The sequence below is a fragment of the Chlorobaculum tepidum TLS genome, assembly GCF_000006985.1.
Taxonomy (GTDB): domain Bacteria; phylum Bacteroidota; class Chlorobiia; order Chlorobiales; family Chlorobiaceae; genus Chlorobaculum; species Chlorobaculum tepidum.
In genome coordinates this window covers 1252497-1265123 of sequence record NC_002932.3, presented here as the reverse complement: position 1 = coordinate 1265123, position 12627 = coordinate 1252497, and the positions used below count along the sequence as shown (strand labels likewise).

The 12627-nt window shown below is 58.9% G+C and carries 15 protein-coding genes; 9 read left to right on the top strand and 6 right to left on the bottom strand.

The window, feature by feature from the left end; translation table 11 throughout:
- Nucleotides 1–117 precede the first annotated feature (117 nt).
- Genes AYT24_RS06100 through AYT24_RS06090 form a run of 3 tightly spaced genes read right to left on the bottom strand, consistent with a single transcriptional unit; the run spans nucleotide 118 to nucleotide 2283 of the window.
- A complete protein-coding gene (locus tag AYT24_RS06100; protein WP_010933014.1) occupies nucleotides 118–693 on the bottom strand; it encodes a tetratricopeptide repeat protein in 576 nt (191 codons plus the stop codon).
- A 59-nt stretch (nucleotides 694–752) separates the two neighbouring features.
- Nucleotides 753–1847, bottom strand: coding sequence for a D-alanine--D-alanine ligase family protein (locus AYT24_RS06095; protein ID WP_010933013.1), 1095 nt, complete (start codon nucleotides 1845–1847; stop codon nucleotides 753–755).
- Nucleotides 1848–1878: 31 nt separating this feature from the next.
- Nucleotides 1879–2283, bottom strand: a complete 405-nt coding sequence (locus AYT24_RS06090) for a CoA-binding protein (RefSeq protein WP_010933012.1) — start codon at nucleotides 2281–2283, stop codon at nucleotides 1879–1881.
- 338 nt (nucleotides 2284–2621) lie between these two features.
- Here AYT24_RS06090 and AYT24_RS06085 point away from each other — a divergent pair, with 338 nt between their 5' ends.
- From AYT24_RS06085 to AYT24_RS06045, 9 genes are all read left to right on the top strand, one after another.
- A complete protein-coding gene (locus AYT24_RS06085) occupies nucleotides 2622–3422 on the top strand; it encodes a lipoate--protein ligase family protein (protein WP_226986778.1) in 801 nt (266 codons plus the stop codon).
- 12 nt (nucleotides 3423–3434) lie between these two features.
- Nucleotides 3435–4268 (top strand): 3-methyl-2-oxobutanoate hydroxymethyltransferase, encoded by an 834-nt coding sequence (gene panB / locus AYT24_RS06080; protein WP_010933009.1) that lies wholly within the window; start codon nucleotides 3435–3437, stop codon nucleotides 4266–4268.
- A 143-nt stretch (nucleotides 4269–4411) separates the two neighbouring features.
- The gene (pssA, locus tag AYT24_RS06075; RefSeq protein WP_010933008.1) at nucleotides 4412–5212 is read left to right on the top strand and encodes a CDP-diacylglycerol--serine O-phosphatidyltransferase; all 801 of its coding nucleotides are present in this window, start codon (nucleotides 4412–4414) and stop codon (nucleotides 5210–5212) included.
- Nucleotides 5213–5254: 42 nt separating this feature from the next.
- Nucleotides 5255–5509: a phosphoribosylformylglycinamidine synthase subunit PurS gene (gene purS / locus AYT24_RS06070; protein WP_010933007.1), complete on the top strand. Its 255-nt coding sequence runs from the start codon at nucleotides 5255–5257 to the stop codon at nucleotides 5507–5509.
- Nucleotides 5510–5524: 15 nt separating this feature from the next.
- A complete protein-coding gene (purQ, locus tag AYT24_RS06065; protein WP_010933006.1) occupies nucleotides 5525–6229 on the top strand; it encodes a phosphoribosylformylglycinamidine synthase I in 705 nt (234 codons plus the stop codon).
- Nucleotides 6230–6241: 12 nt separating this feature from the next.
- A complete protein-coding gene (locus AYT24_RS06060; protein WP_010933005.1) occupies nucleotides 6242–7549 on the top strand; it encodes an MFS transporter in 1308 nt (435 codons plus the stop codon).
- Between the two features lie 37 nt (nucleotides 7550–7586).
- Nucleotides 7587–8264 carry a DUF1847 domain-containing protein gene (locus tag AYT24_RS06055; RefSeq protein ID WP_164927021.1) on the top strand — a complete coding sequence of 226 codons (678 nt, stop codon included), beginning with the start codon at nucleotides 7587–7589 and terminating at the stop codon, nucleotides 8262–8264.
- Between the two features lie 31 nt (nucleotides 8265–8295).
- Nucleotides 8296–8778, top strand: a complete 483-nt coding sequence (locus tag AYT24_RS06050) for a DUF2141 domain-containing protein (RefSeq protein WP_226986776.1) — start codon at nucleotides 8296–8298, stop codon at nucleotides 8776–8778.
- A 23-nt stretch (nucleotides 8779–8801) separates the two neighbouring features.
- On the top strand, nucleotides 8802–9260 hold the full coding sequence (locus tag AYT24_RS06045; protein WP_010933002.1) for an MOSC domain-containing protein: 459 nt from the start codon (nucleotides 8802–8804) through the stop codon (nucleotides 9258–9260).
- A 29-nt stretch (nucleotides 9261–9289) separates the two neighbouring features.
- Here the strand turns inward: AYT24_RS06045 and moaA are convergent, their stop codons facing one another.
- Genes moaA through glp form a run of 3 tightly spaced genes read right to left on the bottom strand, consistent with a single transcriptional unit; the run spans nucleotide 9290 to nucleotide 12608 of the window.
- Nucleotides 9290–10282 (bottom strand): GTP 3',8-cyclase MoaA, encoded by a 993-nt coding sequence (moaA, locus tag AYT24_RS06040; protein WP_010933001.1) that lies wholly within the window; start codon nucleotides 10280–10282, stop codon nucleotides 9290–9292.
- On the bottom strand, nucleotides 10279–11388 hold the full coding sequence (gene mobAB / locus AYT24_RS06035) for a bifunctional molybdenum cofactor guanylyltransferase MobA/molybdopterin-guanine dinucleotide biosynthesis adaptor protein MobB (protein ID WP_264357644.1): 1110 nt from the start codon (nucleotides 11386–11388) through the stop codon (nucleotides 10279–10281). The genes moaA and mobAB overlap by 4 nt, the downstream gene beginning before the upstream one ends.
- On the bottom strand, nucleotides 11382–12608 hold the full coding sequence (gene glp, locus AYT24_RS06030) for a molybdopterin molybdotransferase MoeA (RefSeq protein WP_164927020.1): 1227 nt from the start codon (nucleotides 12606–12608) through the stop codon (nucleotides 11382–11384). The genes mobAB and glp overlap by 7 nt, the downstream gene beginning before the upstream one ends.
- Nucleotides 12609–12627 lie beyond the last annotated feature (19 nt).

The following is a 12627-nucleotide window of genomic DNA, read 5'->3' as shown; positions in this document are numbered from 1 at the left end:
TGGCTTGGGGTTTGACCTCGGTTTTACGGCATCGATGCAGCATCTGGCCATGAATATACGCAATGGCCGGGCAAACCACACAGATTCATGTCGAGCGGCGGGTAGCTGGTTGGCCGGTCAGAGTTTTTCGAGCACCTTGTCGATGGACTGCCGGTAGTGATCTGCCTTTGACGGATTGAGCTGAATGAGGGAGGTGTAAACCCGGATGGCCTTTTTGTACGCGCCCTGATTGACGAACAGCTTGGCCAGCGACTCGGTCGGAACGGCAATCGATGCGTCGTCGGGGAATGGCTGCTTCTGTTCGGCAATCGGTGTTGGCTCGAAGCATTCGGTGGCTCGTGGTGGAGTGAATCCAGCGAGAGCTTTCGAGAGCTCCTCGAACTCCACGGCGACTTCGTCGATGGCCGGTGTCCGCGCCGGTTCAGGTGCTTGCGACTGGAGCGTCTTGACCTCGATCAGCTCCCGCCAGGCGACCTGGTTTGCCGGTGCGATGCGGCAGCAGTGGCCGAGATGTTCGATGGCCTCTTCATACCGTTTCAGTCCTCGCGCTGCCCGTGCGGTAAGCAGATGAAAGATGTAGGATTCTGGAAGCCATCGCTCCACTTCTTTCAGCTTGTCGAGGGCCGACTGGAACGCACCGCATTTGATGTCCAGCGACACATCGGCAAATATGAGGTGCGGGTCACTGGTCATACCGGGTTTTCAGTCAGGTTGGTTTGGGAGAAATCAGGAGAGGCTTCGATCCTGTAAGTTCAGATTTTATGTGTTATTGACCGCTTTTCCAAAGCCAAAAGCAGCAGTTTTTCAACCAGTTCGGCAAAACCGATGCCCGAGGCGGCCATCATCATCGGATACATGCTGATGTCGGTAAAGCCGGGTATCGTGTTGATTTCGTTCAGAATGACGCGGTTCGTACCGTTTTCGACGAAGAAATCGACCCTCGCCATTCCCTCGCATCCGAGCGCCTTGAAGACGGTCAGCGCAGCTTTTCGGACTTCCTCGGCGACTCCCTCCGGCAGATCGGCGGGTATGACAATTTTCGCTTCGTTTTTGATGTACTTGTCTTCGTAGCTGTAGAAGTCACTGCCGGGGATAATTTCACCTGGTTCGGAGGCCAACGGATCGCTGTTGCCGAGTACGGCCACCTCGATTTCGCGGCCTGAAATGGCGGCTTCGACGAGCGCCTTGCTGTCGAGGCCGCAGGCGTTTTCCAGCGCAGCGGCAAGCTCCTCGGCATTGCGCACCTTCGAGATGCCGACCGACGAGCCGAGACTGGCCGGTTTGACGAAGAGCGGCCAGTCAAAGCGCTTCGTGATCTCCACGATGGTTTCGAGCGGATTGGCCATATAGGCGCAGCTTGTGATGGTCATGAACTCCGCCACTGCGATGCCCGCGTTCATTGCGCAGAGCTTGGTGAGCACCTTGTCCATCGCCAGCGCCGAAGCCGTCAGGCCGCAGCCGGTGTAGGGAATGCCGAAGGTGTCGAGGCAGCCCTGAAGCTTGCCGTCCTCGCCGTACGATCCGTGCAGCGCGATGAAGGCCACGTCGGTGTTTTTGAGGAACGAGCCGAAGTCGAAGCACTCTCCGGCAGCCGCTGCCGTAAGTTCATCGAGCCGTTTTCCGGCGGACTCTGGTGTACCGCTTCTCAGCAGAGCGGCGATGTCGGTATCGAGTACCTGCTGAGAGCACTCGCTGGCGTGCCACTTGCCGTCGCGGTCGATGTAGAGCGGCGAAAGTTCATACCGGTTCCGGTCGATCTGCGCTGCGATGGATCGTGCGGAGATGATCGAAATCTCGTGTTCGGCGGACTTGCCCCCAAAGAAGAGGGCGACGGTTTGCTTTGACATAGCGATAGTACTGATGGTGAACGGATGAGGGTCAGGAGACAAGGTGCATGTGTTCGACGCTGATGCAGCGGTTCTGCACGACGTCGAGTCCGGCTTTTCTGGCTTTTTCGGCGGCGGCTTCGTTGGTGATGCCGAGTTGCATCCAGATCGTTTTTGCGCCAATGGCGATGGCTTCATCGACGACCGGCGGTACATCCTGCGGCTTGCGGAAAATATTGACGATTTCGATCCGTTCGCGCTTTTCGGCCGGGATGTCTGACAGTGATGGCCAGCATTCGAGGCCGAGCACGGAGCTAAGGGTCGGATTGACCGGATAGATGGTATAGCCCGCATGGATCAGATACCGCGCCACGGCATGACTTGCCCGGTCGGGTTTTTCCGAAATGCCGACAATGGCGATGTGTTTGTATGTCGTAAGGAGCTTTGCGATGTCCATCGTGACCGTGGTTCAGGAGTAAAGCTTGAAAATACCGGTCTGTCTCCAGACTCACAACCGGTTAGGGGAAAAATATGTGGGGGATGGAGGAAGGGAGCTTGTGCGCAAAAACTGCACCGGTTTTTCAGGAATCGAGAGCGAGAGTGAAGAGCATTTTTTATGGTATATCCAAGAGGTTAGGGTTTCAGCAAAGGGTACTGCTTAGGAGACTACTGCTCGAATGATACGGAAAAGTCCACGTGAAATGCCTCCATCCGCCACTTCATTTTTCCCCCTGCGCCTGTTATTTTCTCCTCGAAAGTCCTTGACCTGCCGGTTTGTGTTATCTTGATACCTTCATGCAATCTCTTTTTTCATCAGTCTATTGCGTCGATACCGGAGCCGGTTCCGGTCAATACAACATGGATTTCGATGTCCGGCTCATGCGGGCGTTTACTGATGGGTCGTTTCAGCGCGAATTTGGCGGGGGTTGCTGTTTGTGGCGGTTTTATGCGTGGTCGCCTCCAGCGGTGTCACTCGGGCGAAACCAGAATCCGGCGGAGATCGACCGGGAACGGTGCCGGGCCGAGGGCGTCGATGTGGTGGTGCGGCCCACCGGCGGGCGGGCGGTGTTCCATGCCGATGAGCTGACCTACTCCTTTTTCGCTGACACGCTGCTGCCGAACGAGGTGATCTATCAAATGGTGCACGAAACCATCGCGCGGGCGCTGTCCAAAGTTGGCGTCACGGCAGAGTTCTGCCGGTCGCAGCCCGATTTCCGGTCTCGGTACGCATGCCCGGAATCGGTCTCCTGTTTCACCGCCTCGGCCCGGTATGAGTTGCAGGTTGACGGACGCAAAATCGTCGGTTCGGCGCAGCGTCGCAACGGACATGTGCTTCTTCAGCATGGTTCTTTGCCACTTTCGATGCGGCACAGGCAACTTTCGCGTTATCTTGCGGGTGCCTCCCGCGAACTTGTCCAGGCAGTCGATGCCGACATGGAGCGCAAAACCGCGTCGCTCGACGAGTTTGCCGATACGGGTTACGCCGATCTGGTGCCATTGCTTATCGCTGAAGCAGGAAAATCTTTCGGATCGGAAGCTAAAATGCTGACTTTGGGGGAGATCGGACGCCTCGAAGGTTTTCAACAATCACTCTAACTGACGACCATCATGAACCAGCCCTCTGGCAATAAATTGCCCCACGTCACAACCCGCCGGATGCTCGATATGAAAGAGCGCGGCGAGAAGATCGCCATGCTGACCGCCTATGACTACACGATGGCGCGGATTCTGGACCGCTCGGGCGTTGACGCGATTCTTGTCGGCGATTCGGCGAGCAACGTCTTCGCCGGGCACAGCACCACGCTGCCGATGACCGTTGACGAGATGATCTACCACGCCAAGGCGGTGGTGCGTGGCGTGCAGGCAGAGACGCGACGGGCGATGGTGATTGTCGATATGCCCTTCATGAGCTACCAGCTCTCGCCGGAAGATGCGGTGCGCAACGCCGGGAAAATCATGAAAGAGCACGAGTGCGACGCGGTGAAAATGGAGGGGGGCAAGGTGATCGCCGAAGCGGTCAAGCGGATCACCGATATCGGCATTCCGGTGATGGGCCACCTCGGCCTCATGCCGCAGTCGATCTACAAATATGGCAGCTACAAGGTGCGCGCGATGGAGGAGGAGGAGGCCCGGCAGCTCATCGAGGATGCGAAGATCATCGAGGAGGCTGGAGCGTTCGCCATCGTGCTCGAAAAGATTCCATCGAAGCTCGCCGGTGAGGTGAGCCGCTTGCTGACCATTCCGACTATCGGCATCGGCGCGGGGCCGGAGTGCGACGGCCAGGTTCTGGTCATCAACGACATGCTTGGCCTCAGCACCGACTTCCGCCCTCGCTTCGTCCGCCGCTACGCTGACCTCTCCTCGGTGATCGAGCAAGCGGTCAAAAGCTACGTCGAGGATGTGCGGAGCAACAGCTTCCCGTCGGAGGATGAGAGTTACTGACGGGAACAGGCATTGTTTCCGGATTGCAAAATTTCATGAATCAATTATCTTTCATGACGATCTCCGCAATCGGGCTCCGGTATTTTTAACGTGCAGTGACAGGTTTGGCAGGAAATGGCGAAGTCGCCGGATGAATAATTTTTATGGGCACAGAAGAAAGAAAAGCTCGCCAAAAACGCTATCCACCGGTTTTACAGGATAGCGGCGAGCGGCCCCGGCGGCGTTTTCCCTACGTTTCGCGCTCATTCGTCCCGTCGGTTTTCACGGTCATGAACATGGTGTCGGGCTACGTTTCCATCGTCATGGCGGGTGAGGGTAGTTTCGTCATTGCGGGATGGCTCATTTTCCTGGCCGCCTTTTTCGATACCATCGACGGTTTCGTGGCGAGACTCACCAACAGCTCCTCCGAATTTGGCGTGGAGCTCGATTCGCTTTCCGACCTTGTCTCTTTCGGAGCTGCGCCCGCATATCTCGTCTACAAATTCGGCCTCGAACATATTGGAATGCCTTGGGGGTTGCTGCTCAGCTCGCTCCTGATGGTTGGCAGCGGGTTGAGGCTGGCGCGATTCAACATCAATCTGATCGATTACCACAAGGACTCTTTTTCCGGTCTTCCGACACCGGCGCAGGCGATGACCGTCGCTTCGTTTGTCCTCTGGATGAGTGTTGAACCGCTGTTTACAGAACTCGCTCTTCAGAAGGTGCTGATGGTTCTGAGCGTTTTGCTCGCCACTCTCATGGTCAGCAAGGTCAACTACGATGCTTTGCCCAAACCGACTCTCGAATCGTTTCGCAGTCATCCCGTGCAGATGATTCTTTACGTGATCGCGATTTTCTGCGTGCTGGTCTTTCAGGCCAAGGCTTTTTTTGTGGCCATGTTATTGTATATTCTGCTCGGAATCGTCAGGTCGCTGACCCGTACCGTTCAGGAGTGGCAGCTCTGACGCAAAATTCCGCCCTCCTCAACTTGCAACGTAACCATTGCTATGGCATTCAAGGCTAAGATCAAGGTGACCCTCCGTCCTTCAATTCTCGACGTTCAGGGTAAAGCCGCGCAGCATGCGCTTGAAAATCTCGGGTATTCGAGTGTCGAATCGATCAGGATCGGCAAATACATTGAGGTGATCATCGGTGAAGATTTCCGCGCTGAGGCCGAGCAAGTCTGCACTGAAATCTGTCAGAAGCTCCTGTCCAATCCGATTATGGAGGACTTCAGCTTCGAACTGGTACCCGTCAACTAAATTTCTCACCCTCCTATGGCTGATGTTACCGTTGGAATCGTGGTTTTCCCCGGTTCGAACTGCGATCACGACACCGAATATGCCGTTGCTTCGTTTCCGGGCGTCAAGCCGGTGATGCTCTGGCACAACGATCACGACCTTAAGGGATGTGACGCTGTTATTCTCCCTGGGGGTTTCTCCTACGGAGATTATCTCCGTTGCGGTGCCATCGCCCGGTTCTCGCCAATCATGCGCGAGGTAATCGATTTTGCAGGCAAGGGGCGTCCGGTGCTCGGCATCTGTAACGGCTTTCAGGTGCTCGTTGAGTGCGGCCTGCTCGAAGGTGCCCTGATCCGCAACGCCGGACGGAGGTTCGTTTCACGCCAGACCACCATCAGCGTCGCCAACAACGCCACGATCTTCACCGACCGTTACCAAAAAGGTGAGGTGCTGCGCGTGCCGGTTGCGCACGGCGAGGGCAACTATTACGCTTCGCCCGAGACCATCGAGAGCCTCGAATCGAACGGGCAGGTGGTGTTCCGCTACACCGACGCCTGGGGCAACGCAACTGCCGAGGCCAACTTCAACGGCTCGATGAACAACATCGCCGGTATCGTCAACAAGCAGGGTAACGTGCTTGGCCTGATGCCGCATCCTGAACGCGCCAGCGAGAAGCTGCTCGGCTCGGAGGATGGCAGGCGGCTGTTCGAATCGCTTTTCGCGCATCTTGCTGGAGCGTAACCCAGCCTTCTGATGGGCATGAACGACACATCGCAGAAGGCCCGGATTTTCTCATGGCTGCTGTTCGATTTCGCGAATACATCGTTCAGCGTCATGATGGTGACGTTCGCCTTTCCGCTCTACTTCAAGAACATAATCTGCGAGGGAGAACCCAAGGGTGACGCGCTCTGGGGCGCGAGCGTCAGTATTTCGATGCTGCTTGTGGCGCTCATCTCGCCGGTGCTCGGCGCGCAGGCGGACTACTCGGGCCGCCGCAAACGCTTTCTCTTCGCTTTCACGCTGATATCGGTACTTGCTACGGCGCTACTCTCTTTTTCCGGGCCGGGTATGGTGCTGTTCGCCGCAGTGCTCTTCATTCTTGCCAACATCGGCTTTGAGGGTGGCCTTGTGTTCTACGATGCGTGGCTTCCGGAGATCACCTCGCCGCGAAGCACCGGCAGGGTTTCCGGCTACGGTTTCGCGATGGGTTACCTCGGTGCGTTCGCCATCCTCCTGATCAATCTGCCGCTGCTCTCAAAGGGGATTGTGCCAGCCAACATTCCCAACCTGAAGCTCAGTTTCCTCATCGTCGCGCTCTTTTTCGCCGTGTTCTCCGCGCCGATTTTCGTGATGCTGCGCGACACCAAAGGCTCGGTGGGCGATTCATCCAGCGGTGAGCGGCGGCGCGAGCGCGGCTCGTCGTTTATGCACTCGATCAAAGAGGTCGGCTACACGATCCGGCATATCATGAGCTATCCCGATCTCGCGCGCTTCCTGCTCGCCTACTTTTTCTACAACGACGCGATCCTGACCGTTATCGCCTTCTCCTCGATCTACGCGCAGAACACGCTTGGATTCACGACGGGCGAACTCATCACCTTTTTCATGACCGTGCAGACCACCGCCATTCTTGGTTCGGTGGTGTTTGGCTTTGTCACCGACAAGATCGGCCCGAAGCGTACCATCGTTATCACGCTCTTTATCTGGTTCGCGGTGATTCTGCTGGCGATTCTTTCCGGAAGCAAGGAGACCTTTATCATGACTGGCCTTCTTGCCGGCATGTCGATGGGGTCGTCGCAGGCAGCTTCGCGCTCGCTGATGGCGAGGCTGACGCCGAAGGAGCACGTTACGGAATTTTTCGGCTTCTACGACGGTAGTTTTGGAAAGGCGTCGGCGATCATCGGTCCTTTGGTGTTCGGTGTCGTTTCCGCCCAAGTCGGCAGCCAGAAGGTCGCGCTCGCTTCGCTGCTGGTGTTTTTCTGCCTTGGTCTCCTGATTATTACCGGCGTGAGGACGCGAGCCACCGCCGAAGCCTCACCGGAAGCCTCCCGGATCGAGTGACGGCAGTGACGTGTAACCCATTTTGATAATGACTGTTATGAACGATGAGTTGAAGGCTGAGGACGCTGGAAACGAACGCGGCTGCGTGGATTGCCATACGATGAGCTGCTACCGGATGGAGAAGCGCCTGCCGGACGCCTGCCTTTCGGAGGTGATTGGCAAGGAGCAGCTCGATGAGGCCCTCGACCTCTACCGCGGTGACGGTATCGATGCCAGGATTGCCCGCGCCGCCGCCGAAGTCGAGGGGCTTTACTATGGAAAGCTGACCCGCGCCGAGGAGATCGTTGCCTTTGCCCGGAGAATCGGCGCGAAAAGGATCGGCCTTGCTACCTGTGTCGGTCTCGCCGGAGAGGCGCGCGTTTTCGCGAAGATTCTCGAAGCCAACGGATTCGAGCCGTTCTCGGCGCTCTGCAAGGCGGGCGCGGTGGATAAAAGCCAAATCGGCATCGCCGAGGAGCTGAAGATCACGCCCGGCAGCCACGAATCGCTCTGCAATCCGGTGCTGCAAGCCCGCGTGATGAACGAACAGCCGACCGACCTCAACGTTGTCATTGGCCTCTGCGTTGGCCATGACAGCCTTTTCACGAAGCACTCAGCCGCTCCGGTCACGACGCTGATCGTCAAGGACCGGGTGCTCGGCCACAATCCCGCCGCCGCGCTCTACGCCTCGGGCTCTTATTACAAACGCCTGCTGGAGCCGGGCCGCGAGCTGTGACGTTTCAAAGAACCTTTTGAGAGAGTCAGAGATGAAAAGAGCATTCTGGATAGTCATCATCGCGTTGCTTTCAATGCAGTTTCCTGCGGTGTGGCAAACCGTCAAGGCCGCCGAACCGGAGATGCTTGCAATTCCGGCTGGCAGCGGTGCTATCACGGTCAGAATTACCGGTTTGCGCAGCACCAACGGGAACCTCTCCGTGGCGCTGTTCAATGCCAAAAAGGGATTTCCCGGCAAGTACGAAAGAGCTGTCAGGAGAGCTAAAATTCCGGCTGCCGGTTCGGAGCCGCTGGTGGTCTTCGGTGATATTCCCTACGGTACGTATGCGGTTGCGGTTCAGCACGACGAGAACGCCAACGGCAAGCTCGACGCCAATTTCCTCGGAATGCCGAAAGAGGGGGTTGGCTCCTCGAACAATCCCAAATCGAAATTCGGTCCGCCCTCGTTTGACGATGCCTCTTTTGTGCTTGACAAAAAAACGATGGAGCTGACCATCAATCTGCGCTATCTCTGAACATTCAAACGTTTAAATGACTTATGGGCGTTCTCGAAGCGATTTGTGTCAGTGTTGGAAAAGGGACGGTGAAGTTGGCGGTTCCGTCCGCCGAACTCCGTGAAAGCTGGGGAATCGAGGGCGACGCCCACGCGGGGGAGTGGCACCGCCAGATTTCGCTGCTGGCGGGCGAGAGTATCGACCTGGTGCGCGAAGTGCTGCCGGAACTCGATTATGGCATGTTCGGCGAGAATCTCGTGACGCGGGGCATCGAGCTTGCCGCGCTTGCCGTCGGCGACCGGCTGCGGGTCGGCGATGCGGCGCTCCTCGAAGTGACGCAGATCGGCAAAAAGTGCCACAACGGCGGCTGCGTCATCCAGCAGGCCACCGGCGACTGCATCATGCCCCGCGAGGGCATCTTTTGCCGGGTACTCGCCGGTGGCCACGTAGCACCGGGAAGTCCGGTGGTGGTGGTTTCCGACAGATCAGCCGGATCAGACTGATCTGACCGATCTGTTCGATTCTTCGGAGTTTAACCTCCAATTTGCGACATGCTTGATGCAGCGGTGTCGTGGCTGCTTTTCAGGCCGTCTTTGGGTTTTTGCTGCACAGCTTCGATGATCCGCTTTTTCAGCTCCACTTCATTCATTTCACCCTTCAGGGCTGGCGCGAGGTCGATGCTTTCGTGGTGGTAGAGGCAGCTGATCAGCCGGGCGTCGGCGGTGATCCTGAGCTTCGAGCAGCTGCTGCAAAAGTTGCGGGAGAAGGCCGGGATGATGGCGATCGATCCCCGGTGGCCGGGCAGGCTGAAGCTGTAGTGCTCGGTCGAGTGGCCTGTGATGGCTTCGAGTTCCGGGTAGGCGTCGGCGAGCCGCTCGCGGATCCTCTCGGCGCCCATGAAGCGTCCGGTGCGCCAGATCTGGTGGTCGTCGAAGGGTTGCAGTTCCATGAAGCGAACGGTCAGGTCGTGTTCGCGCGTCAGTTCGACGAAGGCCGGGATTTCGTCGTTGTTGATGCCCCGGAGCATGAGCGTGTTGAGCTTGACTGTGAGGCTGGGCGTGGCGAGCAGGCGGTCGAGCGCTTTGCTGACTTGTTCAAAGCGGTCGCGCCGGGTGATCGATGTGAATTTTTCGCGGTCGAGGGTGTCGAGGCTGAGGTTGACGCCGTCCAGCCCGGCTTCGACAAGCGCGTCGAGTTGCCGGTCGAGCAGCACGCCGTTGGTGGTGATGCAGACGGTGTCGATGCCGGGCGTCGCTTTGGCGATCCTCACCAGTTCCGGGATGCTTGGATGGAGCAGCGGCTCACCGCCGGTGAAGCGGATTTTCCTGACACCCATTCCGGCTAAGAGTGCGATGAGCTTTGAGGTTTCGACGACGTCGAGTTGTTGCGTTTGCGTGGGCGCGTCCTCCTTCAGGCAGTAGGTACAGCGCAGGTTGCAGGCGCTGGTGACGGCGATACGCACGTAATCAACCGTGCGCCCGAAGCGGTCGGTCAGCACGAGCTGTTTTGCGGATTCGCGATTCATTGGCCGCCCTTGCTGATTGCCCGGAGTGCGTCGTCCATCGCCGCAGGGTCGTTCACGTTGCGCAGCTTCGACGCATCATTCGGCTCGATGAACTGTACCCGCGAGTTCATGAGGAACGCGCGGAGCGAGTCGTTGCCGGAGGCGTGGCGTTCGAGCAGGCGGCGTCGCGATTTTGGCTCGTAGATCGCGAGCAGCGGCTCTGGGCGTCCGTCGCTGCCAGCGAACGCCGTGCCGAAGCGGAAAGGATGTCGTCCCGCCCGGAGTGCCGCGATCACCGCTTCGTCGATGAAGGGCAGGTCGCACGCCGCCACGAGCCACGCCGCACCGGGCGCGTGGCGCTGCGCCGAGAGCAGGCCGCCGAGCGGCCCCAGGTCGAGGTAGCTATCCGCGATTCCGGGTAGCCTGGCATCTGAATATTGATCGAGCTGATCGCTTCGGCAGGAGATGAACACTTCGTTGCAGACGCCGCCGAGCAGGGCGGCTGTCCGGTCGAGCTGGCTTGCTTCGTGGTAACGGAGTTGCGCCTTGTCGCGTCCCATGCGCAAGCTGCGCCCGCCCGCGAGCACGAGTCCGTTGAGCGGAACGCTCTGGGCTGCCCGCCGAAAAAACTCCGCGCTGAAATCGCTGATCCGCGCCACGTCGTCGCGATGGAAGAGTGGCAGGCCGAACCGTTCCATATCCTCCGCATCACCGTCGTGCGCGAGCGCGAGCACCTCTGGAATCGCGCCAGATTCGAGCGACGGCAGAATCTCGCGCCGCTCGTCGATCAACAGCACTTTCGGCACTGGCAGCTCCTTGAAACCCTCGATGAAGAGCAGGTCGGCGTTGAGCGTTAATCCGGCGATGTCGAGCCGTCCTGTGCCGCTCGAAATGAGCGCCTCCTTCTCGCGGTCGACGATTAGCACCGGCACCGCGCCCGCCCGCCGGAAGCGGTCGGAGTCCTTGCCTTCGCGGTCGATGTCGAAGCGGTGACAGCCGTGTTTGAACGCCGCGACCTCGAATCCGTCAGTGCTGAAGCGGCGGATCAGCTTTTCGAGTAGCGTCGTTTTTCCTGAGCCGGAGAGGCCGCAGAGCGCGATTTCAAAAGGATGGAACATGCTCAGCATGCGTTTGCCCACGGAAGCCAGGCGCAGGTGACGAGCGATCCGGCTGGGAGCGGTTCGGCGGAGGGCGGCGCTTCGACCAGACAGTTCGCACCGGAGAGCGCCGTCAGCATATACGACTCGACCTGCGCCGAGAGCTGGCAGCGGAGCGCTTCCGCCTCAACACTGAGCCGGCCGAAGAGGAAGCGGTGGCGCTTGCGGTCGGTGGGAAACGGCTCGTTGAGCAGCGCAGTGAACTTTGGGGCTGGCGCCACGCCCTGCATTCGGGCAAGCGCGGAGAGGCCGTATTCGAGGAAGCAGACGAGCGCCGAGACCGGGTTGCCGGGCAACGAAAAAACGATCTTGCCCGATCCGGTCGTGCCAAAGTAAACTGGCTTGCCCGGTTTCTGCGCCACCTTCCAGAACTTCTGCTCTACGCCCAGCTCGTTGAGCGCGTCGTACATGAAATCGAACTCGCCCGTCGAGATGCCGCCTGTGGTGATGACGACGTCCGACTCTGCGATGGCCAAAGCAAGCGCCTCGCGGATCGCTTGCCGGTTGTCTCGCAACTGGCGCATCCCGACGACTTTAGCTCCGGCACCCTCGACGCACGAGGCGAGCAGCGCCAAATTGCTGTTGTAAATGGCCAGCGGTTCGATCTGTTCGCCTGGCATCCGCAGTTCGTCGCCAACCGTGATGATCGAGACGCGCGGCTGCCGCCGCACGAGCGCCACGGCGATGCCGAAAGTGGCGAACAGGCCGATCTCCGCTGGCGTGATGCGGGTGCCGGCGGCAGCGAGCAGCGCGCCAGGCTGCATTTCCTCGCCCGCGTGGCGAATGTTCGCGCCCTTTTTCGGGGCTTTGTAGAACTCCACTGCGTCGCTGCCGAAGCCGCTGGTCTCTTCGAAGGGGACGACGGTGTCAGCGCCTTCGGGAATGGGCGCGCCGGTCATGATGCGGCAGCAGGTTCCGGTTTCGAGTGGCGCAACGTTGAGTGCTCCGGCGGCCAGCTCCTGCGAGACCGGCAGCGTCACGGGAGCGCCGTCCGACGCATCGGCAATCTCGCCGAATCGCACGGCGAAGCCGTCCATTGCGGCGTTGGTGAAGCGCGGCATCGCGAATCCGGCACGGACATCTTCGGCAAGCACCCGGCCCTGGAGCTGGAGCAGCGGAACGGAGACGGTTGCCTCGATCAGGGGTGTCGTCGTGGCGATAATTTCGTGAGCTTCGTGAACGGTCGTCATTGTTTTGGCCTGTTTTTGT

Bases quoted from the DNA above. Each gene is read 5' to 3' on its own strand.
- AYT24_RS06100 (WP_010933014.1), bottom strand. From the start codon at position 693: ATGACCAGTGACCCGCACCTCATATTTGCCGATGTGTCGCTGGACATC.
- AYT24_RS06095 (WP_010933013.1), bottom strand. From the start codon at position 1,847: ATGTCAAAGCAAACCGTCGCCCTCTTCTTTGGGGGCAAGTCCGCCGAA.
- AYT24_RS06090 (WP_010933012.1), bottom strand. From the start codon at position 2,283: ATGGACATCGCAAAGCTCCTTACGACATACAAACACATCGCCATTGTC.
- AYT24_RS06085 (WP_226986778.1), top strand. From the start codon at position 2,622: ATGCAATCTCTTTTTTCATCAGTCTATTGCGTCGATACCGGAGCCGGT.
- panB (WP_010933009.1), top strand. From the start codon at position 3,435: ATGAACCAGCCCTCTGGCAATAAATTGCCCCACGTCACAACCCGCCGG.
- pssA (WP_010933008.1), top strand. From the start codon at position 4,412: ATGGGCACAGAAGAAAGAAAAGCTCGCCAAAAACGCTATCCACCGGTT.
- purS (WP_010933007.1), top strand. From the start codon at position 5,255: ATGGCATTCAAGGCTAAGATCAAGGTGACCCTCCGTCCTTCAATTCTC.
- purQ (WP_010933006.1), top strand. From the start codon at position 5,525: ATGGCTGATGTTACCGTTGGAATCGTGGTTTTCCCCGGTTCGAACTGC.
- AYT24_RS06060 (WP_010933005.1), top strand. From the start codon at position 6,242: ATGGGCATGAACGACACATCGCAGAAGGCCCGGATTTTCTCATGGCTG.
- AYT24_RS06055 (WP_164927021.1), top strand. From the start codon at position 7,587: ATGAACGATGAGTTGAAGGCTGAGGACGCTGGAAACGAACGCGGCTGC.
- AYT24_RS06050 (WP_226986776.1), top strand. From the start codon at position 8,296: ATGAAAAGAGCATTCTGGATAGTCATCATCGCGTTGCTTTCAATGCAG.
- AYT24_RS06045 (WP_010933002.1), top strand. From the start codon at position 8,802: ATGGGCGTTCTCGAAGCGATTTGTGTCAGTGTTGGAAAAGGGACGGTG.
- moaA (WP_010933001.1), bottom strand. From the start codon at position 10,282: ATGAATCGCGAATCCGCAAAACAGCTCGTGCTGACCGACCGCTTCGGG.
- mobAB (WP_264357644.1), bottom strand. From the start codon at position 11,388: ATGCTGAGCATGTTCCATCCTTTTGAAATCGCGCTCTGCGGCCTCTCC.
- glp (WP_164927020.1), bottom strand. From the start codon at position 12,608: ATGACGACCGTTCACGAAGCTCACGAAATTATCGCCACGACGACACCC.